The organism is Mesorhizobium sp. WSM4845 (assembly GCF_055811455.1).
In genome coordinates, this window is sequence record NZ_JBVVQA010000002.1 from 51,644 (window position 1) to 75,379 (window position 23,736).

General features: G+C 59.3%; 19 protein-coding genes, 1 tRNA gene and 3 pseudogenes. 14 read left to right on the forward strand and 9 right to left on the reverse strand.

What is annotated here, in order from left to right; genetic code table 11:
- Positions 1–95 precede the first annotated feature (95 nt).
- On the forward strand, positions 96–332 hold the full coding sequence (locus AC0L2C_RS02490; RefSeq protein WP_023797920.1) for a hypothetical protein: 237 nt from the start codon (positions 96–98) through the stop codon (positions 330–332).
- Between the two features lie 44 nt (positions 333–376).
- Here AC0L2C_RS02490 and AC0L2C_RS02495 read toward each other — a convergent pair whose 3' ends face one another.
- Together AC0L2C_RS02495 and AC0L2C_RS02500 are read right to left on the reverse strand one after the other, a co-directional pair.
- Positions 377–595 (reverse strand): rhodanese-like domain-containing protein, encoded by a 219-nt coding sequence (locus AC0L2C_RS02495; RefSeq protein WP_128248032.1) that lies wholly within the window; start codon positions 593–595, stop codon positions 377–379.
- Positions 596–692: 97 nt separating this feature from the next.
- The gene (locus AC0L2C_RS02500) at positions 693–1,262 is read right to left on the reverse strand and encodes a peroxidase-related enzyme (protein WP_128248031.1); all 570 of its coding nucleotides are present in this window, start codon (positions 1,260–1,262) and stop codon (positions 693–695) included.
- 279 nt (positions 1,263–1,541) lie between these two features.
- On the opposite strand from AC0L2C_RS02500, the gene AC0L2C_RS02505 reads away from it, so the two are divergent.
- Positions 1,542–3,314 (forward strand): SLC13 family permease, encoded by a 1,773-nt coding sequence (locus AC0L2C_RS02505; protein ID WP_128248030.1) that lies wholly within the window; start codon positions 1,542–1,544, stop codon positions 3,312–3,314.
- A gap of 19 nt (positions 3,315–3,333) precedes the next feature.
- Here the strand turns inward: AC0L2C_RS02505 and AC0L2C_RS02510 are convergent, their stop codons facing one another.
- Positions 3,334–4,473, reverse strand: a complete 1,140-nt coding sequence (locus AC0L2C_RS02510) for a helix-turn-helix domain-containing protein (protein ID WP_287065201.1) — start codon at positions 4,471–4,473, stop codon at positions 3,334–3,336.
- A 544-nt stretch (positions 4,474–5,017) separates the two neighbouring features.
- Between AC0L2C_RS02510 and AC0L2C_RS02515 the strand changes: the two genes are divergently transcribed.
- The 6 genes from AC0L2C_RS02515 (at position 5,018) to AC0L2C_RS02540 (ending at position 11,186) form a co-directional block, all read left to right on the forward strand.
- The gene (locus tag AC0L2C_RS02515) at positions 5,018–6,031 is read left to right on the forward strand and encodes a UDP-glucuronic acid decarboxylase family protein (RefSeq protein ID WP_287065199.1); all 1,014 of its coding nucleotides are present in this window, start codon (positions 5,018–5,020) and stop codon (positions 6,029–6,031) included.
- A complete protein-coding gene (galE, locus tag AC0L2C_RS02520; protein ID WP_128248028.1) occupies positions 6,031–7,017 on the forward strand; it encodes a UDP-glucose 4-epimerase GalE in 987 nt (328 codons plus the stop codon). Before AC0L2C_RS02515 ends, galE begins: the two co-directional genes overlap by 1 nt.
- Positions 7,014–8,858: a glycosyltransferase family 2 protein gene (locus tag AC0L2C_RS02525; protein WP_128248027.1), complete on the forward strand. Its 1,845-nt coding sequence runs from the start codon at positions 7,014–7,016 to the stop codon at positions 8,856–8,858. Before galE ends, AC0L2C_RS02525 begins: the two co-directional genes overlap by 4 nt.
- Positions 8,859–9,023: 165 nt before the next feature.
- Entirely contained in the window at positions 9,024–9,530 is a 507-nt protein-coding gene (locus AC0L2C_RS02530; RefSeq protein ID WP_128248053.1) for a DUF995 domain-containing protein, read from the forward strand.
- Positions 9,531–9,545: 15 nt separating this feature from the next.
- Positions 9,546–10,490: a glycoside hydrolase family 26 protein gene (locus AC0L2C_RS02535; RefSeq protein WP_128248026.1), complete on the forward strand. Its 945-nt coding sequence runs from the start codon at positions 9,546–9,548 to the stop codon at positions 10,488–10,490.
- A 132-nt stretch (positions 10,491–10,622) separates the two neighbouring features.
- Complete coding sequence (locus tag AC0L2C_RS02540; protein ID WP_128248025.1) at positions 10,623–11,186, forward strand: DUF995 domain-containing protein; 564 nt, start codon at positions 10,623–10,625, stop codon at positions 11,184–11,186.
- 64 nt (positions 11,187–11,250) lie between these two features.
- Here AC0L2C_RS02540 and AC0L2C_RS02545 read toward each other — a convergent pair whose 3' ends face one another.
- Entirely contained in the window at positions 11,251–11,568 is a 318-nt protein-coding gene (locus tag AC0L2C_RS02545) for an MlaD family protein (RefSeq protein WP_128248024.1), read from the reverse strand.
- A 293-nt stretch (positions 11,569–11,861) separates the two neighbouring features.
- Positions 11,862–12,008 (reverse strand): annotated as a pseudogene (locus AC0L2C_RS02550) (transposase); the annotation flags it as partial.
- Position 12,009: 1 nt separating this feature from the next.
- On the opposite strand from AC0L2C_RS02550, the pseudogene AC0L2C_RS02555 reads away from it, so the two are divergent.
- The 3 genes and pseudogenes from AC0L2C_RS02555 to AC0L2C_RS02565 all read left to right on the forward strand — a co-directional run.
- Positions 12,010–12,129 (forward strand): annotated as a pseudogene (locus AC0L2C_RS02555) (SLC13 family permease); the annotation flags it as partial.
- Positions 12,130–12,399: 270 nt separating this feature from the next.
- A complete protein-coding gene (locus tag AC0L2C_RS02560; RefSeq protein WP_287065193.1) occupies positions 12,400–13,668 on the forward strand; it encodes a cation:proton antiporter in 1,269 nt (422 codons plus the stop codon).
- Between the two features lie 1,142 nt (positions 13,669–14,810).
- Positions 14,811–15,524, forward strand: a pseudogene (locus AC0L2C_RS02565) (helix-turn-helix domain-containing protein); the annotation flags it as partial.
- Positions 15,525–15,647: 123 nt separating this feature from the next.
- On the opposite strand, the gene AC0L2C_RS02570 reads toward AC0L2C_RS02565, so the two are convergent.
- Positions 15,648–15,722: transfer RNA gene (locus AC0L2C_RS02570), tRNA-Gln, on the reverse strand.
- A 488-nt stretch (positions 15,723–16,210) separates the two neighbouring features.
- Here AC0L2C_RS02570 and ppdK point away from each other — a divergent pair.
- Positions 16,211–18,889, forward strand: a complete 2,679-nt coding sequence (gene ppdK, locus AC0L2C_RS02575; protein ID WP_287065191.1) for a pyruvate, phosphate dikinase — start codon at positions 16,211–16,213, stop codon at positions 18,887–18,889.
- A 96-nt stretch (positions 18,890–18,985) separates the two neighbouring features.
- On the opposite strand, the gene AC0L2C_RS02580 is transcribed toward ppdK, so the two are convergent.
- A complete protein-coding gene (locus AC0L2C_RS02580; RefSeq protein ID WP_287246289.1) occupies positions 18,986–19,375 on the reverse strand; it encodes a DUF427 domain-containing protein in 390 nt (129 codons plus the stop codon).
- A gap of 164 nt (positions 19,376–19,539) precedes the next feature.
- Positions 19,540–19,896 carry a hypothetical protein gene (locus tag AC0L2C_RS02585; RefSeq protein ID WP_023797902.1) on the reverse strand — a complete coding sequence of 119 codons (357 nt, stop codon included), beginning with the start codon at positions 19,894–19,896 and terminating at the stop codon, positions 19,540–19,542.
- Positions 19,897–20,092: 196 nt separating this feature from the next.
- Here AC0L2C_RS02585 and AC0L2C_RS02590 point away from each other — a divergent pair, with 196 nt between their 5' ends.
- A complete protein-coding gene (locus tag AC0L2C_RS02590; protein ID WP_287065187.1) occupies positions 20,093–21,721 on the forward strand; it encodes a fatty-acid--CoA ligase in 1,629 nt (542 codons plus the stop codon).
- Between the two features lie 75 nt (positions 21,722–21,796).
- A complete protein-coding gene (locus AC0L2C_RS02595; RefSeq protein WP_287238828.1) occupies positions 21,797–22,582 on the forward strand; it encodes a DUF1499 domain-containing protein in 786 nt (261 codons plus the stop codon).
- 88 nt (positions 22,583–22,670) lie between these two features.
- Here the strand turns inward: AC0L2C_RS02595 and AC0L2C_RS02600 are convergent, their stop codons facing one another.
- The gene (locus AC0L2C_RS02600; RefSeq protein ID WP_287238831.1) at positions 22,671–23,720 is read right to left on the reverse strand and encodes a LacI family DNA-binding transcriptional regulator; all 1,050 of its coding nucleotides are present in this window, start codon (positions 23,718–23,720) and stop codon (positions 22,671–22,673) included.
- Positions 23,721–23,736: the final 16 nt, after the last annotated feature.

Below are 23,736 nucleotides of genomic sequence, written 5' to 3' on the forward strand. Positions count from 1 at the left end.
CTCCTGCTTGGCAGGACTCTACGATCCTGCCGGGAACCTATCGCCATGCGGCGGGTTGGTCGAGTTTGAACCAATGAGGAAGAAGGAAAAGAACCATGGCCAGATGCGATCAATGCGGGAATGACTACGACAAGGCTTTCGAAGTGACGCTGGCTGAGGAAAGCTATACGTTCGACAGCTTCGAATGCGCGATCCAGAAACTTGCGCCGCTCTGCCCGCATTGCGGGTGCCGGATCATCGGACATGGTGTCGAACAAGATGACATCATCTACTGCTGCGCACATTGCGCCGCGGAGGAAGGTGCAAGCGCGCTGACCGATCGCGCGCCTTGATCGCCCGCATTCCCAGTGGCAAGCGACGGTGCCGGTCGTCGCGCCTAGCTGTCCTTCCTCGGTTTCTCGGCGACGGTATTGCCGCGCTTCTTCCACTCCGAGAAGCCGCCGCGCAGGCTGCGCGCGTCAAGTCCCATCTCCTGCGCGATCTTGGCGGCGAGCAGCGAGCGCCAGCCGGACGCGCAGTAAAAAACAAAGGTCCTGGGCTCGGCGAATTTCGGCTTGTGGTAGGGGCTTTCGGGATCGATCCAGAATTCGAGCATGCCGCGCGGCGCATGGAACCCGCCATATCCGCTGCCTCGACCGAGCGGACGACCGCATCGGCGTCGGCCAGCAGGTCCTTGTATCCCTTCGGCATGGTCAGCGCCCCATCGCGTAGAACTCGTCGTTCGGCCTCATGCTGGTGACGTTGGCCAGCCGGTTTGACATGGCGAAGAAGGCGGCGATGGACGCGATGTCCCAGGCGTCCTCGCCGGTGAAGCCATGGATCTTGAGGTCGGCGATGTCCGCGTCGCCGACCTCGTAGGCGCGCGCGGAAACCTTCATGGCGAAATCGAGCATCGCCATCTGGCGCGGGGTTATGTCGGCCTTGCGGTAGTTGGTGGCCACCTGATCGGCGATCAGCGGGTTCTTTGCGCGAATGCGCAGGATCGCGCCATGGGCCACCACGCAGTACTGGCACTGATTGGCATTGCTCGTGGCCACGACGATCATCTCCCGCTCGGCCTTGGTGATCGGGCCGGGTTTGTCCATCAGCGCGTCGTGATAGGCGAAGAAGGCGCGGAACTCGTCCGGCCGATGCGCAAGCACGAGGAAGACGTTGGGCACGAAGCCCGACTTCTCCTGCACGGCGAGTATCCGTTCGCGGATGTCGTCGGGAAGGCCGGCGATCTCGGGAACGGGGAAGCGGCTTATGGCGGGCGCGGTCATCTGTGTTCTCTCCCTTGCACGGCCGTTAATGCAACCAGCTTTAGGCCGTCGAAGGCTTTTCTGCGAGCCTCATGGAAGGGCTGAAGTCGGAACGGCCGCGCGCCGGCCAGGTTGAAAGGCGCCGCCCCAGGACCATGGCTGCGAAAGTCAGGAACATTGCTCGACACGGGCTTATTGGCAGGCACGGAACCGTGGTAGCAAAACCGTGACCAGCGAAAGCAACAAAAGGGCGGTTTGGCCGTTCTGATCAGCCGCACAAGCGGCGGGGTATCCGAAGACATGACTACGCCGCAAATCCTGTCGTTCGCCGTTATCTTCATAATGATGGCGGCGCTCGTATGGGGTCGGTATCGATATGATCTGGTTGCAGCCGCGGCACTGTTGTCCGCACTCGCGGTTGGCATCGTGCCTTTTGACGAGGCCTTCAGCGGGTTCAGCGACGATATCGTGATCATTGTCGGCAGTGCCCTGCTGGTGAGCGCAGGCATCGCACGCTCGGGCATCATGGAAGTCGCCATCAGGCGGTTCGCTCCGAACCTGTCGGGCGTTCGCTCGCAACTGGCGCTGCTGGTCATCGTGGTCACGATCCTGTCTGCCTTCGTAAAGAATATCGGTGCGCTCGCGATCATGATCCCGATAGCTTTCCAGTTCGCGCGCCGGTCGAGCGTTTCACCGTCGATATTCCTGATGCCTATGGCGTTCGGGTCGCTGCTCGGCGGACTCATGACGCAGGTGGGGACATCTCCCAATGTCGTTGTGTCGCGGGTGCGGGAGGAACTGACCGGCACCGCCTTCACAATGTTCGATTTTACACCTGTTGGAGCCGCGCTGGCCGCCGCCGGAACGATCTTCCTGGTGTCTTTCTATTGGCTTTTGCCGGTGCGCGAAAAGCTCGGCGGGTCGGTGAATGAAGCCATCGATATCAAGAATTACCTGACAGAGGCCCGGATTGTCCGCGATTCCACTGTGCTCGGCAAAACCGTCGCAGACCTCATGAAGCTTTCCGGCGGCGATGCTATCGTGACATCGATCCTGCGCAACCGGACCATGCGGATGACGCCACTGCCCGACGTTGTCCTCAAGATGAACGACATTCTGCTGCTCGAGGGCGACCCTGGGGCGCTGGATCGCCTCGTCTCCCAGGGCAAGCTCAGCGTTACGGGCAGCAGGGCCAGCGGGGATGACACGGCCGGCGAGCTGGTCGCTATCGAAGCCGTCATCGGTGAAAACTCCCCGTTGATCGGCTGGACGGCCCAGCGCCTTGCCCTCTATCACCGCTTCAATGTCAACCTCCTGGCTGTCAGCCGTCACGGCGAGCGCCCCGACCGCAGGCTGGCCGAAATCCAGCTAAGGCTGGGCGACGTCATCGTGCTGCAGGGCAATGCAGCGACGATACCCGAGATACTGCGTGAACTCGGCTGCCTGCCGCTGGCAGAAAGGGCTATCCTGCTTGGCAGCGTCCGCAAAGGTGTTGTGCCGGTAACGATCCTTGCTCTCGCCATGGTGGCGACTGCGCTCGGGCTGCTCCCGGTCTCCGTCGCTTTCTTTACGGCCGCGGTCGGGATGGTGCTTTTCAAGGTCATCCCGGTCCGGGACGTCTACCAATCGCTGGATGGGCCAATCCTCGTCATGCTCGCCGTTCTCATTCCAGTGAGCGATTCGCTGCGCAGTACGGGGGCGACAGGCATCATTGCCGGCGAGCTTGCCAAACTGGGAACCATTCTTCCGGCGCCCGGCGCCTTGATGCTCATCCTTGTCGCCGCCATGGCCGTTACGCCATTCCTCAACAATGCCGCAACCGTTCTGGTCATGGCGCCCATCGCCGCCGCGTTTGCCGGCGATCTCGGCTACCGGCCGGAAGCATTTCTGATGGCAGTCGCCATTGGCGCCGGCTGCGATTTTCTCACCCCCATCGGCCACCAGTGCAACACGCTCGTCATGGGGCCTGGCGGCTACCGTTTCAGCGACTATCCACGCCTGGGACTGCCGCTATCGTTCCTCGTCGTCATTGTTGCCGTGCCGATGCTCATGATCGTTTGGCCGATGAGCTAATATATGCTCCTCGCCATCCTCAAAAGAGGCCGAGTGTTTGCAGCAGGCTTTCGAATGTGACCTTGGGCTTCTTATCTGTTTGCCTATCCGGGTACGTATAGTCTTCGGACGACTGCTTGCGTATGTTGCTCGGGCTATAGCCGAACTGCTGCGTGAAAGCTCGACTGAAATTCGCCGCTGAATCAAAGCCGACTGCTAGACCAACTTCGGCGACCTTTCGGGTGTCGGAAGGATCCGCTAACATTGCATGAGCTGCGGATAGACGTCGTCGACGAATGTAATTCGCAACGCCGCCGGACGTTTCGAAAAGCTCATAGAGCCGTGTCCTCGAGGTCGCCAGTTCCCGGGCGAGAGCATCCGGTGTCAGGTCGGGCGAGGCAAGATTGCTCGAAATGAAGCGTCTCGCCCGCGTCATCAATCCGATTTGTGAGATCTGATCGTTGCCGTCATCGCGATCCACCAAAGGTATAACCGCGTCGAATACCATTTTCCGCAAACGGTCCTTGATTCTAGGAAGGTCGTCTTGCGTGAAGCGATCGAGATTGGCTTCAACGCTTGACATAAGATCGATCAGCAGTTTGGCCCGGTGTCCACCCAAAACGACGTTGTTGCTCGCCGCCGGCAAGCTACCTCCATCGGCAAACAGATCGACGGGAACGATCAGGCTGATCGACTCTGTTGCCAGCGCCCGCCCGCTAAACGGATGCCCGAGCGAGCGGATTTCAATCATGCCCGGTTCATTTTGCGCGACACGTCCGTCAACTCCGGTCCAGGTGCGACCGGCGCGGAGAACGGTGATCTGCCAATGGTCGATTGGACTGAACCGGACCGCGTCTGGCGAGCGTTCGTAACTGAAGGCCGGAACGGTTTGTTGCAACAAAAGCATGCCGCCCAGATTCCACACCGCCTGCTGGACGACAAATCCATCCTCGGGATTCTCATTGTTCGGCAGACGCGAATCCATCAATATCGCCATATGCTTCCGCCAGGCAGCAAACTGCTGGATTGGTGGAAGGATTTCCGTCTCAAAGCGCAACGACGTCAGGACGGCCTTCCCCACCTCATCCTCACCGAGTGGATCCTGCGACATGCGCGGCCAGCGGCGACGTTCGACAGATGTCGGCTCCCTGTCGTTAGGTGGGACCGTCTTATCCGACATCACTGCCTCCAGCCTCGACCCGGAAGGCCGCGATGTCGCGCTGCTTCAGGAGATATGCCACGGTCATCGCCATGGGAGGAACTGACCGACCGCATAGACACATTCCGACCCCCTCACGTCACCTCCGAAGTGTATTGTTTATAAGATAAACAAAATCCTTAGATATATTTAAGAATCCCTACTTGTAGAGCAATTAATTATATCGCGCATCAAGTCAACAAAGCTTAGCCCTTGGCGGCTCGATCCTGAACCGACCATGAATGGGTTTCTTGGCTCGCTTCGAGATAAAGGCTTTTGGCAGCATCGGCACAGGCAATCGAATCGCTTGAAGCCCACCGTCTCCATCAAAAAACGATGTCTGCGGCGGGTCAGCTGCAAAAATGGACACTGTGAAAAGTTTCCGGATTCCCTGATATCGCAACGTAGGAACCGGGGAGGTATTGGACATCATCAAATTCACTTCAGAAAGAAAACCTGAAGTCTCAGTGCATTCTAGACACATGTCTTCATTTTGGCACTGATGGCTAATGAATGAGGTGTTCCCGTGACTATCGCATTTCAGTCTGCAAAGTTGCAATCTGGTCTTTCTTCGCAACGGAGGGTACTTGTTGCAGGCGGGGCCGGATTTCTCGGATCACATCTGTGCGAACGTCTTTTGCAAGACGGTCATTCTGTTATCTGCGTAGACAATTTTTCCACGGGGCGGCTTGAGAATTTGCGCCACCTCCTGAACTACGACACGTTCAGCTTTGTGCGCCACGATATCGTGGAACGGCTCGATCTGCCGGTCAACGAGATCTACAATCTCGCCTGCCCGGCTTCACCGCCGCACTATCAGGCCGACCCGGTCCATACGTTGAAGACGAACGTGATCGGGTCGCTCAATCTTCTGGAATTGGCAGCACATTACCAGGCGCGGATTTTCCAGGCTTCCACCTCGGAAGTCTACGGCGATCCCCATGTGCATCCGCAGCCCGAAAGCTATTGGGGCAATGTCAATTCCTTCGGTCCGCGCTCTTGTTATGACGAAGGAAAGCGCTCTGCCGAGACTCTGTTCTACGATTTTCATCAGCAATACGGCGTCGACATCCGTATCGTGCGCATCTTCAACACCTATGGTCCGCGCATGCGCCCGGATGACGGCCGGGTCGTTTCCAACTTCATCGTGCAGGCGCTCAAGGGCGAAGACATCACCGTTTACGGCGACGGGTCGCAGACCCGTTCCTTCTGTTACGTGGACGATCTGATCGAAGGCTTCTACCGGCTCATGTACAGCCCTCAGGCGATCCATACGCCTGTCAACATCGGCAATCCCGGCGAATTTACAGTCGGTGAGTTGGCCGAGCAGATCGTGGGAATGACCGGCTCGAGCTCCAAAGTCGTCTATCACCCGTTGCCCGTGGACGATCCGCGCCAGCGTCGGCCCGACATCACAGTGGCCCAGAGAGAACTTGGATGGGAGCCGACCGTGGCGTTGGCCGATGGGCTGAAGTCAACGATCGCTTATTTCGAACGGCAGTTGAGGAAGCCCTCCGGAAAGCTGGCGGAGGCCGCCTGATGTCCGGCAAGAACGTACTTGTCGTTGGTGGGGCCGGCTTTATCGGCAGCCATACAGCCAAGCTTTTGGCCAGGCAGAGTTATGATCCGATTGTCTACGACAATCTATCCACGGGTCACCGGTCAGCCGTCCGATGGGGCGCCTTCGTTGAAGGCAACATCCTTGATTCGGAGCGGTTGACCCACGTCATGGATGAGTATCGCCCTATCGGGGTGATCCATTTTGCTGCATCGGCCTATGTCGGCGAATCCGTAGAGAAACCGGCAAAATATTATCAGAACAACGTCAACGGGACCCAATCGCTGCTGGACGCCTGCCAGAGAAGCGGAACGCGCAATATCATCTTCTCGTCAAGCTGCGCCACCTACGGCATTCCGGATCGCTTGCCGATCCGCGAAGGCGAGAGCCAGCGCCCGATCAATCCTTATGGACGCACGAAGCTCATCGCGGAGCAAATGCTTGCCGATTATTCGGCTGCCTATGCGCTGCGCTACGTGGCGCTTCGTTATTTCAATGCGTCCGGCGCGGATATCGACGGGGAAATCGGCGAAACCCACGATCCAGAAACACATCTCATTCCGCGAGCCATGATGGCCGCTGCAGGCAGGATCGATTTTCTCGAAGTCTATGGCCAGGATTACGATACGCCCGACGGCACCTGCATTCGCGACTATATTCATGTCGCGGATCTCGCGCGCGCGCATGTGCTGGCGCTCGAACATCTGATCAACGGCGGTGGCAATCTGGCCGTCAATCTTGGCAGCGGGCGTGGTACATCCATCAAGGAAATTCTCGAAGCGATCAGCCGGCTGACAGGTCGTAACGTGCCGGTCGAGATGCGCGCTCGTCGTGCGGGCGATCCTCCGGTGCTTTATGCCGATCCGGCGCTCGCTGCCGAAAAACTTGGCTTTCAGGCGCTCTATTCCGATCTCGATACGATCATTCGCACAGCGGCTCCCTTCTTCCGGCTCGAGGTGCGCTCATGAGCACGCCGCGCATCGCGCTGTCCGTTGACAGGGAAGAACCCCTGATGGTGCCGGTCTTCACCGGCCGAAAGCGCGTCGAGTACATTATGGGTGCGGTTTTGTGGGCGATGGCCGTCGCATTCTTCTGGCAATGGTGGGTTTTCGAAGCCACCCACACCAACATGGTCGGCTCAATTCTGGTGACGGCGCTTCTGGCGTGGATAACGCTTTTGCCAGTCTACTTCATCACCATTTTCTTCAATGCACGCCGGCCGCACGGACGGCTGCGTATTTCCGCAGGAAGTCGCGTTGCCATGGTGGTCACCAAGGCTCCATCAGAACCTTTTGAGGTGGTGGCCGAAACCTTGCGGGCCATGTTAGCCCAGAACGTGCCTCACGACACGTGGCTGGCCGATGAGGATCCATCGCCCGCAACGCTCGCATGGTGTCGCGAACATGGCGTATTCGTTTCCACCCGCAAAAGTCGCGCCGATTACCATCGCCAGTCCTGGCCTCGCCGCACACGCTGCAAGGAAGGCAACCTGGCTTTCTTTTACGATCATTATGGCTACGACCAATATGATTTTGTGTCGCAGCTCGATGCCGATCATGTTCCCGAACCGGACTACCTATACAACATGTTGCGGCCTTTTGCCGACCCGACAATCGGTTATGTTTCCGCGCCCAGCATCTGCGATCGCAATGCACATGAAAGCTGGTCCGCGCGTGGCCGCCTCTACATCGAAGCGAGCATGCATGGGGCACTGCAAGCCGGATACAATAATGGCTTCGCGCCCGTATGCATCGGATCGCACTATGCGGTGCGCACTGCGGCATTGAAGGAAATCGGTGGGCTGGGGCCAGAACTCGCCGAGGATCATTCCACAACGCTCTTCATGAATGCCTATGGCTGGCGAGGGGCTCACGCGCTTGATGCCATCGCCCATGGCGACGGCCCCCGGACGTTTGCCGATCTTGTAACGCAGGAGTTCCAGTGGTCGCGGAGCCTGGTGACGATCCTGTTGCAATACTCACCAAAACTGATCGGAAACTTACCGCTGCGTTTGAAGGTTCAATTCCTATTTTCGCAGTTCTGGTACCCGCTTTACGCCTTCTTTCTTGCTCTGACATTCCTGTTGCCCGTGATCGTGCTGGTCCAAGGCGATAATTTCATCAACGTCACTTACCCAGAGTTTCTGCTCCATTTCATGCCGCAGTCGCTTATGATCCTGCTTTTGGCATTCTGGTGGCGGTCGAGTCGCACATTTCGGCCTATCGACGGCAAGATTTTTAGTTGGGAAGCGATGCTGTTTTTGCTGGCGCGCTGGCCGTGGGTTCTGGCTGGAACCTTTGCCGCGTTCCGTGACTGGATGACCGGATCCTTTGTTGATTTTCGCGTCACGCCAAAAGGCACGTCCGAGGTCGATCCGCTACCGTTTCGCGTGCTGGCGCCGTATGCCTTCGTGGTCCTGATCTCCATTCTGCCGGTCGTGTTCGTGCAGGATGCGTATCAAACGCGCGGCTTTTTCGTCTTCGCCATCATCAATGCTTGCTTTTACTTGCTGCTGATTTTCATGATCTTGCTGCAGCATGGCAGGGAGAATGACGTGCGGATGAAAAGCCGCGCCTATCGCCCCGCGCTGGCAAGCAGTTTCATGGCCCTTTTGATGGTTACCAGCTTCGCCACGGTCGAGCGTGGACGCGACGGCATCGAGGCGCTCGCCTGGGGAACCAAAAGCTTTTCCCTGTTCGACGACAGCTTCTCAATTGCCGGGGCAGGCGTCGGTGGTCGCGCTGTTCACAAAACCATCTTCAATCCACGTTGGCGCAGCAATGCTCCCAGCAATTCAAATCAGCGATAGAAGGCAATCAACACATGAAGATCGCAACCATTGGAACAAGCTACGTCCATGCGACCGGACACGCCCATCGAGGACAAACGGCTGGCGCCGCTCATCTCGAGATGGCAGGAGGTTCCGGTGGCACTTTCTAAATCTGAAAGGGCTCTATTGCTGTCAGGTTTCCGGATGCTGACAGCAGTCGCTTGGGCAGTGTCCTGCATTGCTGCACCGGCCTTTGCCTCTTCCTCACAGGTTTCCGTTCTGCCGGAAGGGGCACGTCGCATGACAGCAGGCGAAATCTACGATCTCTATAGAGACAAGAGCTGGCAGTGGGACAGCGGAGCCGGACGAATGGTGGGCGCGAACCGGCATTTTTCGGCATGGACCGACGGTGAGACGGGCCAATCCTGGGCGGAAGGCCGCTGGATCATCACCGAGACAGGTTGGATGTGTCTCAACGCGACATGGCATTCCGAACAGGGTGTATTTCCCGCCAAGACCTGCTTTTCGCATCGCATCGATAATGGAACGATCTATCAGAAGCGCGAGCCCGGTGGTGAGTGGTATGCGTTCCGTAACGCCGAGGTCCACCAAGACGACGAGGCCAGCAAGCTAGTGTCCACCGATCTGGTTTCCCGTCAACTCGATGCCATCAAAGCCGCGCTTGGTGCGGCACAGCAATCTGAACAGTAAGAAAGGGAGGGGGCCATGAAAAGTCTCTTTAAACTATCAGCAGCCTTGCTTTGCGGCTTATGCATTTCCGGTGGTGTCTATGCAGCCAGCGGCGTGTCGGGAGCGAGTGTCGACAGCCGCAATCAGTTTCGGGACAAGCGTCCCATCATCACGGCTGACTCCGTAACCCCCGGCGCCTACGATCCGCACGCGGATTATACCAACGATTCCAACTCAAAAATCGAACATCTTTTTCTTCCCTGGGAAGATGTGGATCTGGCAACGCTCAGCGCCGCAGATGCCTATGCGCGTGAGCGTGGACGTTCCCTGTTGATCACGGTCGAGCCGTGGTCCTGGGCGCGGGACTGGCGTGTAGGTCCTGAGGATTTGCTCGCCGGGATTTTGGGCGGGCGCTACGATGCCAATATGTCAGCGGTCTGCTCTGCGGCGGCGCAGCTGAAAAGCCCCGTAACTATCCGCTGGGCGCAGGAAATGGAAGATAATGACGGGCAATTCACCTGGGCTTTCTGGAATGCTGAAGGTTATGTGAACGCCTACAGGCATGTCATCGACGTATGCCGCAAGCATCTTCCGTCGGCCCAATACATGTGGTCACCGAAAGGAGAAGAAGGACTGGAAGCCTTCTATCCTGGCGACAAGTATGTCGACATTATCGGTCTGTCCGTCTTTGGCTATCAGCCCTATGACAAGCTGGAGGTCGGTCGTGATACGACTTTTGTGGAGCGCACAAAGCCGGGTTATGACCGTGTGACGGGCTTCGGCAAACCAATCGCCATTGCGGAGCTTGGCTACGAAGGTAACGACGAATATGCTCGTGACTGGGCCGCGGAAGCAAACAAGCCGCATGCCGAGTTCCCGGACATGACAGCCGTTGTCTACTTCAACGATCTTGAAGTCTATCCATGGCCAAGAAAGGTTGGCCGGCCCGATTGGCGCGTGGCCAACCATCCGCTGGACTGATCCAAGTCGTTCGACAGAGTGGTTCGGCTTTCACCAGATGGCCGAACCGCTCCATCGCTTTATTTCTATTCGGTTCCAACGCAGGACTCTTACGCAGTCTTACTGGAATTGCCTTGGTGGAGAGGAAGTAAAATGTTTTCGATCCGTTCGATTATCTCAAGTGCGGTGCTGTTTGTGGTCTTGCTTGCAGGCAATGCCTACGCCGCTCCCAAACAACCGGCGGGCGACGCTATAGAAAAACGCGCCGCTGCCGCGACGCCGATGAAGGCCTCAGCGGTTGAAAAGCTCTATGCCGGCCGCACCTGGAAATGGCAAAACGGCGGTGGGTTCTATTCTGCGGAGACAACTGCTCGCGGGCTGTTCTCTGCAAATAGGAAGCCGTTCGCCGCTTGGTCGCGCAAACGGGCAGCATGGTCCTATGCGGAGGGAAACTGGTATGCGACCAATGGGGGCAAGCTGTGCATGCGCGCTCTCTGGACCAGCAAAGTAGCGAAAGGGAGTCTGGCAAGAAGCGGTGCAATCACATGTTTCCTGCACCGTGAAAAACATGGCGTCGTTTATCAGAAGCCTTTCATCGGTGGGACATGGTATGTCTTTCGTCACAATCCCGCTCGCCGGGACGATGAGGCGCGCAAACTGGTCAAAGGTAATCGGGTAAGCAAAGAAGTTTCGCATCTCAAGGCGAATTCTCGATAACTGCGCAAAAACGGAGCCGCCGCGGCTTCAGGCGCGGCGGCTTCTGTCAAAACCAGATCCAACATTAAACGCCTGGCTGATTCGAGACCCTCCGCGTGTAGCAACGCGCTTTCTGACCAAAGCCGCTCGGAGTGCAGACATAGGGGTTGCTGTTCAAGTACCGGGATGCTGATATTTTAACGACCTTGCCGACGGGTTTCTTGTTGTAGCGAACATCGTTGTTAACCCGATATTTGACAAGGTAGACAGACCGTGTCTCTCCCTCTGGCTTACGCATTTCGCCTGCTTGCGCGTTTGCGCCGAGAGCTACGGAAACAGCAAGCCCGATCGCTGCAATCGCCACTCTTCTAAAACGGTTCCGATGCGCAGTAGAAAACGTCATGTGCTTGCCTCCAATGTTATTGTTCTGGAGTGCGTTGTACACACAGGACTTTAGGTTCTGGTTTGAACTATCTTGATAAATTTAGACAAAATGTTGCATTCCTCATGCCTCAAGTGGGGCGATTTGACCAAAATGAGGCCGGCGGCGCGTCCGCCGATGGATGCGAAATTCCACGTCGTCTTCTCAAGCAGATTGTGTGCGTCAAGTTCTGCAAAAAGGGGCGGCGATGTCGCTGGTCATGCGGCTTGGCGTCGAGCGAGCTTGTTGTGCTCGCGCAGGTCGTCCATGTTGATCTAGCGGTTGGCCTCCATCCAGTTTAGTGCCCTGACGAGGCGCAGGCAGCTCTGTGAGTTTGGAAAGATGCGCGCCACATAGGTGCGGCGGCGGATTTCCTCGTTGAGGCGCTCCTGCATGTTGGTGGATTTCAGGTGCTTGTGGTGGCTCGTCATGGGGCCGGGCGGCTACCGTTTCAGCGACTACCCACGCTTGGGACTGCCGCTATCGTTCCTCGTCGTCATTGTGGCTGTGCCGATGCTTATGATCGTTTGGCCAATGAGCTAATATGCGGCGGACGGATCAATCCTGCTCGAACTTTAGCTGCCGACTTCGAAGGGCATAAAGCCGCGAAGCGCCTCCGCATCCAGGCCGCCGGCCGCCGCTGACGGTGATCTGCCCTTAGGCGCGGACAGCGGCTCCATGTCCGTGTTAGGATAGCGTCGGTCGAGCGACGCGTTGGGGAAGCATATGGCGGGCGAATATTGGAGGGGTGCCTGTTTGCGCTCGGGTTGGAAGCAGGTTGGCGCGAACATGCGTTCAACGGCCTAAGCCGACATGCAGTCCGAGGCCCTCCTCTTGGCGGTCTTTGGAGCGATCGTGCTCCTCACAGCTTGGCTACCGATGCTTCTCAGGAAGCTTCCGCTTTCGCTGCCAATGGTTTGCATCGGGATCGGGTTGCTTTTGGTTTGGTCGCCATTCTCTCCGCTCGTACTCGTAGGGGTGAACCCACTCGAGAACCGGGTACTAACCGAGCGCCTCACAGAGTTGGTTGTCATCGTCGCCCTTATGGGGGCAGGCCTGAAGCTGGACCGGCCGGTGAGTTGGCGGGGTTGGGAGTCGTCATGGCGCCTTCTCGGCATTGCCATGCCTCTAACGATCGCAGGAATTGCATTTCTCGGCTGGTCAGTTCTCGGGCTTGGCCTTGCCGCCGCACTTCTGCTGGGGGCAGCTCTCGCGCCAACTGATCCTGTTCTGGCAAGCGACATACAGGTTGGTCCACCTCAATCCGGCAAGGAGGATGACGTCCGTTTTGCTCTCACCTCCGAGGCCGGGCTCAATGATGGAGCGGCGTTTCCGTTCGTCTATCTCGCCATTGCAATTGCGCTGTCCAGTGCGTCCGGCGAGCCTTTCTTCACGCACTGGCTCGCCGTTGACGTTCTCTGGAGGATCGCCGCAGGCGTCGGCATTGGATGGCTGGGCGGAAAAGTCATGGGCTATCTGACATTTCATCTGCCAAAACGGTCGGGTTTGTCAGAGACGAGAGACGGCTTTGTTGCGCTCGGTATCACCTGCCTTGCATACGGCTCGACCGAAATGCTTCACGGCTACGGCTTCCTTGCGGTGTTCGTCGCGGCCGTTGCACTACGGTCCGTCGAGCGGCAGCACCAGTACCATGAGAGCTTGCACGACTTCGCCGAGCAGATTGAGCGATTGCTGATGATGGTCCTGCTGGTCTGCTTTGGGGCAGCCATTGCAGAAGGGTCGATTTTTGGCGCCTTGAGTTGGCAGGTGATCGTCACGGCCGCCCTGGTGCTGTTCGTTGTGCGCCCGCTCGCGGCGTGGGTTGGGCTGATCGGATTTCAGACGTCATCACGCGAGAAGGCCGTGATTGCTTTTTTTGGAATACGCGGCCTTGGATCGTTCTACTACCTCGCATTTGCGCTCGGGCAGGCTGAATTCGAGGGTGCGACAATTCTTTGGGTAACTGTCTGCTTCGCCGTTCTGAGTTCAATTGTTATGCATGGCGTTTTGGTGACCCCCATCATGCACCAGTTGGACCGCGGCCGACCACGCTCCTGGCTGAGGATGCCCCGAGCTCCGTGAGAGCGGCGACCACCCCCGGCGATGACGCGAAGGGCGCGTTATTGTTTCGATCCACGCCCCACTACTTCCGTGCGCAGCTTATCTTCCGTGACAGATTTCAAACTGACCCACCGTCAGACATCTAACCGGGATCGTCGGTAGTGAGGGAAGCGTGTTTACCAACGTCAGATTCGACGTGTCGGGCCTGGCTCCTTCTATCCAACCGCGTCAGGGTGGATCGTGTGAGGGCATCCAGGGTTAGCCTTGTTGTGGCCAAAATGTGGGACAGACGCTCCGCTGCCCTCGGTTGCCGGATACAAATGCACTGCTCCGTAACACCCGGCGCAGCGCTTCGCGGCGTCCTTCGGCAGCCCATAGGCCTCTGAGATGCCCATGGAGACCACGCGTCACCCTGTTTTACTTCGCATTGGTCATCATTGGCATCGCCCTTTGGTATAGCGGCTCGGATTTTAACCGAATTTAAGAGTAATCCTAGCAAAGAGCCCGGCGCTGGGCCGGGGCGGGTCACGATACGGCTGACGCTATGCCGCCGTCCACATAGGCCGCTGAGTTGGCAGGCCGGCTCGCCGGCACACTCCCACGGCTCAATCGCTTGTCGGCAGCTGTCGGGCTTTTCTTGGCCGGACAGAGCCAGTGTACAGTCCGTGCAGGGTCGATAGTCCAGGCGTGAAGTAAGGCCGCGCGCCAGGCGCGGGCTTTTGGGTGCTTCAGAACTGTCGTGTTACGGAGTAAAGCTTCTCAATATCCTGGAACTCGATCGGGATTGAGGGGATAGAGCGCATCGACAATGGCTGTCCGCAGCATGGCGGTGACCGATTTTTCCATGCTTTTACCTTGAGGCCGAGGCCCGGCCTTCGGCAAGCTCTAACAAACAGCGCCTCCGCAGCGCGCCTAGGAAAGCTTTTTGCGGATATGCAGATTTTCCGCCTGCCGGAACTGGCACCGGGGTCCATGACAATTTCGCGCAAAAGTGTGCCGCGGTTTTGCGATAACGACATGCTACAGCGAGTCGCATGAGGCCGGTCAAACGCGACGCGCTGCAGACGGTTTGTCTTAAAGGTGCTCTTGCCCGACCTGAGACATAGGTGACGTTTTGTACCGGACACATAGGTAACACTTTTGGCTTTTGGCCGGAGGTGTTGATGCCGTGGAGAGAGTGTTCGGTGATGGATGAACGTCTTCGTTTCGTGGCTCGCCTTCTCGACGGGGAAGGCATGAGCGAGGTGTGCCGGGAGTTCGGGATTTCCCGCAAGACCGGCTACAAGATCTTCAATCGTTACAAGGACGAGGGGCTGGAGGCGCTCTGCGACCGCTCACGGCGGCCGGTGTGTTACGCCAACCGGTTGCCCGAGCAGATCGAGCGGCTGATCGTCGGGACCAAGCGCGAGAAGCCGCACTGGGGCGCCAGGAAGATACGCGAACTGTTGGTGCGCAAGCTGGCCGGCGATGTCTGGATACCGGCAAGGAGCACTGTCCATGCGGTGCTCGACCGCCACGGCCTTGTGAGCCAGGCCCGCAAGAGGAACCGGGCGAACAAGGCCGTGGGCACGCCGCTTTCGCAAGCCGCCGCGCCCAATGATCTGTGGTGCACCGACTTCAAGGGCGAGTTCAGGCTCGGCGACGGTCGCTACTGTTACCCCCTGACGGTCACCGACCAGGTCTCGCGCTATGTGCTGGCCTGCGAAGCCCTTCAATCGACGAAGGAAGAGCCGGTCATCGAAGCCTTTGTCCGCCTCTTCAAGGAATGTGGACTGCCGCTCGCCATCCGAAGCGACAACGGGCTGCCCTTCGCCTCGCCCAACGGGCTCTATAACCTCTCGAAGCTGTCGGTGTTCTGGCTGAGGCTCGGGATTGCTGGGATATATCGACCCTGAACAGAGGACATTGCAGACCATCGACAACCCGTTCGGCACGAGGTTGTCACCCATGTCTTAGGTACATTCTGTTACCTATGTCTCCGGGCTGGACACGGTGCAGTCTGGCTGGGGCGCCAGGATTCGAACCTGGGATTGTCGGTACCAAAAACCGATGCCTTACCACTTGGCTACGCCCCAACAGTCGCAGCATGCCCGCTGCGCGCGGCCTTATAGGACGAGCCGACGGAAAGCTCAATGCCGAGAATGCTCGGAACTGATCCACCGGTTCCCGCAGATTGGCGTCGCATATCATCGTCTGCTGTCGGGCGATGGCATCTATTCACCCCAACCGTCATTTCATTGCCGGCCGGATCGACGTGGGAACCGCCTGCCGGGGAATGAGAGGATCGGCTTGACGATCGAGCCGCCGGCATTTTCGACGGCGCCCAGCGTTTCGAGTTCTCCGGTCAGTCACATGGCGTTATCAGTAGTTCCTGTTTTGTGCTCTTCAACTGGCCGCCGAGCCGCAAGTCTTTTTGTCATCGCTTTTTCTTAATCGATTGTAGAAGCCGGCTGGCTTGCCGACGGCTTGCCTTTCGCACTGCAGCATCCTATCGCTCGTGCAGGGACACGGCGGAACTTCGGCTTCGTCAATCTTTTCAATCTCCTGCAACCGGAGAGCAAGCATGACCAAATGGGTCTACACCTTTGGCGACGGCGCGGCGGAAGGCCGTGCCGGCGACAGGAATCTCCTGGGCGGCAAGGGCGCCAATCTGGCCGAAATGTGCAGCCTGGGGCTGCCAGTGCCGCCGGGCTTCACCATCACCACCGAGGTCTGCAACGCCTATTACGCCAACGGCCGCACCTACCCGGCTTCGCTGGAAGCAGATGTCGCGGTCGCGCTTGACCACATCGGCCGGCTGACCGGGCGCCGCTTCGGCGATCCCTCAAAACTGCTTTTGGTGTCGGTGCGTTCCGGTGCCCGCGCTTCGATGCCCGGCATGATGGACACCGTGCTCAATCTCGGCCTGAACGACGAGACGGTCGAGGCACTGGCCGCCGATTCAGGCGACGCGCGCTTTGCCTATGACAGCTACCGGCGTTTCATCCAAATGTATTCCGATGTCGTCATGGGCCTCGACCATGAGGTGTTCGAGGAAATCCTCGAAGACCAGAAGGGCGGCCTCGGCCATGAACTCGATACCGAACTGAGCGCCATCGAATGGCAGGGCGTGATCGCGCTCTACAAGGCCAAGGTCGAGGAGGAACTCGGCAAGCCGTTTCCGCAAGATCCGAACGAGCAACTCTGGGGCGCGATCGGCGCCGTGTTTTCGAGCTGGATGAACAACCGCGCCATCACCTACCGGCGCCTGCACGACATTCCCGAAAGCTGGGGCACCGCGGTCAATGTCCAGGCCATGGTCTTCGGCAATATGGGCGAGACCTCGGCCACCGGCGTCGCCTTCACCCGCAATCCGTCGACCGGCGAAAAGATGCTCTATGGCGAGTTCCTGGTGAATGCGCAGGGCGAGGATGTCGTCGCCGGCATCCGCACGCCGCAAAACATCACCGAGGCGGCGCGCATTGCCGCCGGCTCCGACAAGCCGTCGCTGCAGAAGCTGATGCCGGAAGCGTTTCAGTCTTTCGTCACCATCTCCGACCGTCTGGAAAAGCACTACCGCGACATGCAGGATCTCGAATTCACCATCGAGCGCGGCAAATTGTGGATGCTGCAGACCAGGTCCGGCAAGCGCACCGCCAAGGCGGCGCTCAAAATCGCCGTCGAAATGGCGCGCGACAAGCTCATTTCAAAGGAGGAGGCGGTCGCCCGCATCGATCCGGCCTCGCTCGACCAGTTGCTGCATCCGACCATCGATCCGAAGGCGGCACGCGATGTCATCGGCATCGGTCTGCCCGCATCTCCGGGGGCAGCCACCGGCGAGATCGTGTTTTCCTCCAACGATGCCGAGGAACTCAAGACGCAAGGCCGCAAGGCGATCCTCGTGCGCATCGAGACCAGTCCCGAGGACATCCACGGCATGCATGCGGCGGAAGGCATCCTGACTACGCGTGGCGGCATGACCAGCCACGCTGCGGTGGTGGCGCGCGGCATGGGCAAGCCCTGTGTGTCGGGCGCCGGCTCGCTGCGCGTCGACTACAGGGCCGGCACGCTGATGGCGATGGGATCGACGTTCCGCAAGGGCGATATCATCACCATCGACGGCGGCAACGGCCAGGTGCTGAAAGGCGCGGTACCGATGCTGCAGCCGGAGCTCTCGGGCGATTTCGCCGCCATCATGGAATGGGCCGATGCCGTGCGCCGCATGAAGGTGCGCACCAACGCCGAAACGCCGCTCGACGCGCGCATGGCGCGTTCCTTCGGCGCCGAAGGCATCGGGCTTTGCCGCACCGAGCACATGTTCTTCGAGGGCGACCGCATCGTTGCCATGCGCGAGATGATCCTGGCCGACACGGAAAAGGGCCGGCGAACGGCGCTCGCAAAACTCTTGCCCATGCAACGCTCGGATTTCCTCGAATTGTTCGAGATCATGGCCGGCCTGCCGGTGACGATCCGCTTGCTCGATCCGCCGCTGCACGAATTCCTGCCCAAGACCGAGGAAGAGGTGGCCGAAGTCGCCGCCGCCATGAACCTGTCGCCCGACAAGCTCAGGCAGCGCACCGAAGCCCTGCACGAATTCAACCCGATGCTTGGCCATCGCGGCTGCCGGCTTGCGGTTTCCTATCCCGAAATTGCCGAGATGCAGGCGCGCGCCATTTTCGAGGCCGCCGTCGAAGCCGGCAGGAAGGCCGGCGCGCTGGTGGTCCCGGAAATCATGGTGCCGCTCGTCGGTCTGGTGAAGGAGCTCGACTACGTCAAGGCGCGGATCGATGCCGTCGCCACGAGCGTGATGGAGGAAACCGGCGTCAAGATCACGTATCTTACCGGCACGATGATCGAACTGCCGCGCGCCGCGATCCGCGCCCAGGTCATCGCCGAGGCGGCCGAATTCTTCTCTTTCGGCACCAACGATCTGACCCAGACCACCTTCGGCATCTCACGCGACGATGCGGCCTCGTTCCTGGAGACCTATCGCCAGAAGGGCATCATCGAGCAGGATCCGTTCGTGTCGCTCGACATCGAGGGCGTCGGCGAACTGGTGCGGATGGCGGCCGAAAAAGGCAGGGCGACGCGGCCGGATATCAAGCTCGGCATTTGCGGCGAGCATGGCGGCGATCCGGCGTCGATCCATTTCTGCGAGGAGATCGGCCTCGACTACGTGTCGTGCTCGCCCTATCGCGTGCCGATCGCCAGGCTTGCTGCCGCGCAGGCGGCGGTGCAGGCTGCAAAGAACGGTCGCGGGTAAGGGGGCCGGCATCGGCCATGGCCGTGCCAGCGAATGATCGGCGGGCAGGCCGCGAGCCGTCCCTGCTCAGGCTGGCCCTGCTCAGGCTGGCCCTGCTCAGGCTGGTTTGGCTTCGACCGTCACCTTGTTGGGATAGAACGCGCCGTGATCGCGGATTTCGATCATCTCGTCGAAAGGCCGCTCATAGGCCCACATCGCATCCTTGCCTGCTTCCGCGGCAGGCAGCACGCTCCAATAGCTTGCATCGCCCTTGTATGGGCAATGAGTCGACGAGTCCGTCTTGCGAAGCTGGTCGAAATCGATGTCTTCGAATGGAATGTAGAGGATCCCGGGGTAGGGGGATTCGGTCAACACCTTGGCCCTCCTGGACGAGGCAATGACAGCGTCGCCGGCGCGTACGGTCACAGTTCCGCTGTAGGGCTCGATGGTAATGACTTTATCCGGGTTGCGCTGAAAGCCGGGTGACGGATTGGCGATATGGTCCATGACGGTTCTCCTTGCACGACCTAAGGTGTGTAGGGCGTGCGCGCTATGCAAGGGCGCTGTCGAATGCGGGGGCTCCATCGCCTTTTGGCATTGAAGGATCTCTCGTCAAATCGACCTTGCCGATGACCGATCAGGGCCGATGACCGATCAGGGCTGATGACCGATCAGGCGGCAGCCTGAAAGGCGTCCATCAGCCCGGCATATGCGGCGGCGATACCGGCGACAGGATTGGTGCTTCGCGACGCGGTTTCGACCTTGAGCGCACCACCGCCGGTCGGCAAGGTAAGAAGCAGGAACTGGCGGTTGCCGCCATCGCCGACGCAAGCCGCGGCGACGTGCTGGCTTTCGCCTTCGTTCTGAACGCACATCTTGAACAGCAGCGTGCCGCCGACCGCCTCAAGGGCGCCGCCGACGACTTCGACGAATTCGTCCTCGGAAACGGTTTTGGCGTCCGGCACCAAATCGGCCAGGCTTTCGGCCAGCGAATCTTCGAGAGCTTTGTCGTCGAGCTGCGCGTCCATGCGAACCTCTTTCATTCGCCAATCACACCCCTACCATTAATCAAAGTTAATGTCGACAATGGCCGGATTGTGGCGGTTTTCCCTGCCTTTTCGAACAATGCGCTGCTTCTGCCCGGTCATGTCTGGACAATCCGCTTGTTCGTCCCACAATGGAGCGAAAACCAGTGGGGGAACGAAAACCAATGGGAGGAGAAGTATGCTCGGACTGATGCAGGAATGGCCGCTGCTTTGCCACAAGCTTATCGACAATGCAGCCAGGCAGCACGGCGAACGCGAGATTGTGTCGCGCTCGATCGAGGGCCCAATCGTCCGGACCACTTACGTCGAAATTCATCGCCGCGCCTTACGGGTCGCTGAGCGGCTCGAGCGTGATGGCTTTGGGCTTGGCGACCGCATCGCCACATTGGCCTGGAATACGGCGCGCCACATCGAAGCCTGGTACGGCATCATGGGTGTCGGCGCGATCTATCACACGCTTAATCCGCGCCTGTTTCCCGAGCAGATCGCCTGGATCATGAACAATGCCGAGGACAAGGCGATCTTCGTCGACCTGACATTCGTGCCGCTGCTTGAAAAGATCGCCGGAGCGGTCAAATCGCTCAGAAAGGTGATCGTGCTGACCGACAAGGCGCACATGCCGCAGACGGCGCTGCCGAATGCTGTTGCCTATGAGGAATGGCTTGACGAAGCCGACGGCGCCTTCACCTGGAAGACGTTCGATGAAAACACCGCCGCCGGCATGTGCTACACCTCGGGCACGACAGGCGATCCGAAAGGCGTCCTCTACAGCCATCGCTCGAACGTGCTGCACGCCATGATTGCAGCGATGCCCGATGCGATGGGCCTCTCCTCGCGCGACACCATACTGCCGGTTGTGCCGATGTTCCACGCCAACGCCTGGGGCCTAGGCCAGAGCGGCCCGATGATCGGCGCCAAGCTGGTCATGCCTGGCTGCAAGATGGACGGCGCCTCGATCTATGAATTGCTCGACATCGAAAAGGTGACGTTCAGCGCCGCCGTGCCGACAGTGTGGTTGATGCTGCTGCAGTACCTGGAGGAGACCGGCAAGAAACTTCCCTATCTGAACAAGGTCGTTATCGGCGGCTCATCCTGCCCGCGTGCGATCACGGCAAAGTTCCAGGGCAATTACGATGTTGAGGTCATCCACGCATGGGGCATGACCGAAATGTCGCCGCTCGGCACGCTGTGTACCTTGAAGCCGGGCTATGCCGGGCTTGAGGGCGAAGCCCGGCTCGACGTCCAGAGCAAGCAGGGTTTTCCACCTTTCGGGGTCGAAATGAAGGTCACCGACGACGACGACAAGGAACTGCCTTGGGACGGCAGGACATTCGGGCGCCTGAAAGTCCGCGGACCGGCCGTCGCGCGTGCCTATTATGGCGGCATCGGATCCGAACAGTTCGATGAAGAAGGCTGGTTCGATACCGGCGATGTCGCCCATATCGACCCAGGCGGCTACATGCAGATCACCGATCGCGCCAAGGACGTCATCAAGTCGGGCGGCGAATGGATCTCGACCATCGAGCTTGAGAATCTCGCGATCGGTCATCCGGATGTGGCGGAGGCGGCCGCCATCGGCATCCAACATTCGAAATGGGGCGAACGGCCGTTGCTTATCGTCGTCCGCAAGCCGGGCCGGGAGCCGACCAAGACGGATATCCTGGCCTTCATGGACGGCAAGGTGGCGAAGTGGTGGATGCCGGATGACGTCGCCTTCGTCGGCGAAATTCCCCACACCGCTACCGGCAAGATCCAGAAGACAACCTTGCGCCGGCAGTTCAGGGACTACCGCCTGCCGACGGACTGACTGACATGACGTCTTTCGCTTTCAAGCCGCCGCTGGACGGCTTAAGCGCCGGTCCGGGGTGAAGCAGTGCTGAAAATGATGAAAACTCCCGAGCGACAGACGTCGAGGGCGGCCGGCTGGTCGCGGCGGACAGGCGCTTTTTCGGCGGTCCTTCTGCTGACGGTTCTCGTCGGCCACCGATATCAGCTTGTTGAAACGCCGGCCTTCCTTTGGGTGCTCGGCATTGTCGCGCTGCTTGCCGCCTTTGCGCTGCTGTTCGCCGGATTTGCCTTTTCGAGACTGTGGAATTTCGGCGACCGTGGCGGCCGCGATCTCACCGTCGGCACGGTGCTGGCACTGCTGGTGCTTGTTCCTTTTGGCATTGCCGCCTACTGGGCAGCGACTTCTCCGCCGCTCAGGGATATCTCGACGGATTTCGACGATCCGCCGGTGCTCGACACCAGCACCCGGACCGGTGATATGAACGCGCTTTCGTCACCGAACCCGGGCGAGCGGCGCCTGCAGACCGAGACCTATCCGCTTGTCACCGGACGCAGCTACAATCTGCCTTTCGATCGGGTCCTGGAAGCAGTCGAAACCGTGCTTGATCGTCGGGACTGGCAGCTTGCGGCGCCGTTTCCGCGGGCGATCGGGCAGAGCGAGGTGACGATCAACGCCCTGGCCAGGAGCTTCATCCTCAGCCTTCCCGCCGACGTCGCCATCCGTGTGACCGACGATGGCGATGCGGTCATCGTCGACATGCGCTCGGCCTCGCGTTACGGCCGCTACGACCTTGGCGACAATTCGGCCCGCATCGTGGATTTCCTGGCCGAGCTGGATCAGGAAGTCGCCGGCCAGGTCGGCACGGCCCCGGCCGAGTGATGTCCAGAGCATTTTTACAGCCAAGCGGAATCGCTTTGACGCCACAGAAATGCGGCCGATACAATCAAGGGTTGTGTTTACGGGCAGGCTATTGGCCAGGCTCGAATTCACCCTTGAGCAAAATTGTCTCCACCGGCCCAAGCGGATTGATGATGCGGCTCTCCAGGACTTCGATAAGCTTGCGTCCGACAGCCGTCATATCGACGGAATGAACTTCGATCTTCGCCGGCAGGAAGCGTGCCAGCCGCGTGCTGTCACGCGTTACGATGTGGACGTCGCTCCCCGGCGCAAGACCTCTTTTGCCAAGAGCGTGCAGCGCCCCCAGAAGGCCCAGTTCGTTGGCGCATGCCAAGCCTGTCGGCGGATCAGAGCAAGCCAGCAAGCGATCGAACCAGGCTGCGCTCGATTCCATGGTGAACATGCCATGACCGATCAGCGATTGGTCGATCGCAATACCGGCCTCGGCCATTGCCCTTGCATAGCCGGAAAGACGCATGGCACTCCCCTGATCCTCGGGAACCAGAAGTTGCAGTGCAATGCGCCGACAGCCCTTGTCCATGAGCCGTCGGGTTGCCTCGTAGGCAATCTGTTCATTGTCGACATCGACATAAGGATACGCGGTGTCCAGGTCGGTTCTTCCAAACGCGACGAATGGCATGCGTTGATCCAGCAGCAGCTTGACGCGCGGATCACCCGACACCAGGCGCGTGATGATCAATCCGTCCGTGCTGCGCGCCTGAAGCTGCCGCTGCACACTCTCGACGGGATCGTCGTCGGGCGTGGTGGAATAGATGGACAGACTATAACCAGCTTTTCGCGCCGCCAGCGTCATGCCTTCGATCAAAGGCAGCTTCAACAGATCGGACAGATGGTCTCGGGTCTCCATCGGCAGCACTGCCGTCAGCGTCAGCGTTCGACCGGTTTTTAGCGCACGGCCATGATGATTTGGCAGATAGCCGACCCGCTTGGCCGCCTCCTTGACGCGGGCTATGGTCGAGGGCTGCACTTCCGGCCCATCCTTCAGAGCGCGGGACACCGTGGTCACCGAGAGGGAAAGTTCCGCCGCGATCTGCTTTAGATTGGCCATTGTTCGCCCGACTTCATTTGCGAAAGCGCCGGCTGACTTGCTGACCGCCATAACGTTACCGGATTCG

Excerpts from the sequence above, each read along its gene's own strand:
- AC0L2C_RS02490 (WP_023797920.1), top strand. The coding sequence starts at position 96 with ATGGCCAGATGCGATCAATGCGGGAATGACTACGACAAGGCTTTCGAA.
- AC0L2C_RS02495 (WP_128248032.1), bottom strand. The coding sequence starts at position 595 with ATGCTCGAATTCTGGATCGATCCCGAAAGCCCCTACCACAAGCCGAAA.
- AC0L2C_RS02500 (WP_128248031.1), bottom strand. The coding sequence starts at position 1,262 with ATGACCGCGCCCGCCATAAGCCGCTTCCCCGTTCCCGAGATCGCCGGC.
- AC0L2C_RS02505 (WP_128248030.1), top strand. The coding sequence starts at position 1,542 with ATGACTACGCCGCAAATCCTGTCGTTCGCCGTTATCTTCATAATGATG.
- AC0L2C_RS02510 (WP_287065201.1), bottom strand. The coding sequence starts at position 4,473 with ATGTCGGATAAGACGGTCCCACCTAACGACAGGGAGCCGACATCTGTC.
- galE (WP_128248028.1), top strand. The coding sequence starts at position 6,031 with ATGTCCGGCAAGAACGTACTTGTCGTTGGTGGGGCCGGCTTTATCGGC.
- AC0L2C_RS02525 (WP_128248027.1), top strand. The coding sequence starts at position 7,014 with ATGAGCACGCCGCGCATCGCGCTGTCCGTTGACAGGGAAGAACCCCTG.
- AC0L2C_RS02530 (WP_128248053.1), top strand. The coding sequence starts at position 9,024 with ATGCTGACAGCAGTCGCTTGGGCAGTGTCCTGCATTGCTGCACCGGCC.
- AC0L2C_RS02535 (WP_128248026.1), top strand. The coding sequence starts at position 9,546 with ATGAAAAGTCTCTTTAAACTATCAGCAGCCTTGCTTTGCGGCTTATGC.
- AC0L2C_RS02540 (WP_128248025.1), top strand. The coding sequence starts at position 10,623 with ATGTTTTCGATCCGTTCGATTATCTCAAGTGCGGTGCTGTTTGTGGTC.
- AC0L2C_RS02545 (WP_128248024.1), bottom strand. The coding sequence starts at position 11,568 with ATGACGTTTTCTACTGCGCATCGGAACCGTTTTAGAAGAGTGGCGATT.
- AC0L2C_RS02560 (WP_287065193.1), top strand. The coding sequence starts at position 12,400 with ATGCAGTCCGAGGCCCTCCTCTTGGCGGTCTTTGGAGCGATCGTGCTC.
- ppdK (WP_287065191.1), top strand. The coding sequence starts at position 16,211 with ATGACCAAATGGGTCTACACCTTTGGCGACGGCGCGGCGGAAGGCCGT.
- AC0L2C_RS02580 (WP_287246289.1), bottom strand. The coding sequence starts at position 19,375 with ATGGACCATATCGCCAATCCGTCACCCGGCTTTCAGCGCAACCCGGAT.
- AC0L2C_RS02585 (WP_023797902.1), bottom strand. The coding sequence starts at position 19,896 with ATGGACGCGCAGCTCGACGACAAAGCTCTCGAAGATTCGCTGGCCGAA.
- AC0L2C_RS02590 (WP_287065187.1), top strand. The coding sequence starts at position 20,093 with ATGCTCGGACTGATGCAGGAATGGCCGCTGCTTTGCCACAAGCTTATC.
- AC0L2C_RS02595 (WP_287238828.1), top strand. The coding sequence starts at position 21,797 with ATGATGAAAACTCCCGAGCGACAGACGTCGAGGGCGGCCGGCTGGTCG.
- AC0L2C_RS02600 (WP_287238831.1), bottom strand. The coding sequence starts at position 23,720 with ATGGCGGTCAGCAAGTCAGCCGGCGCTTTCGCAAATGAAGTCGGGCGA.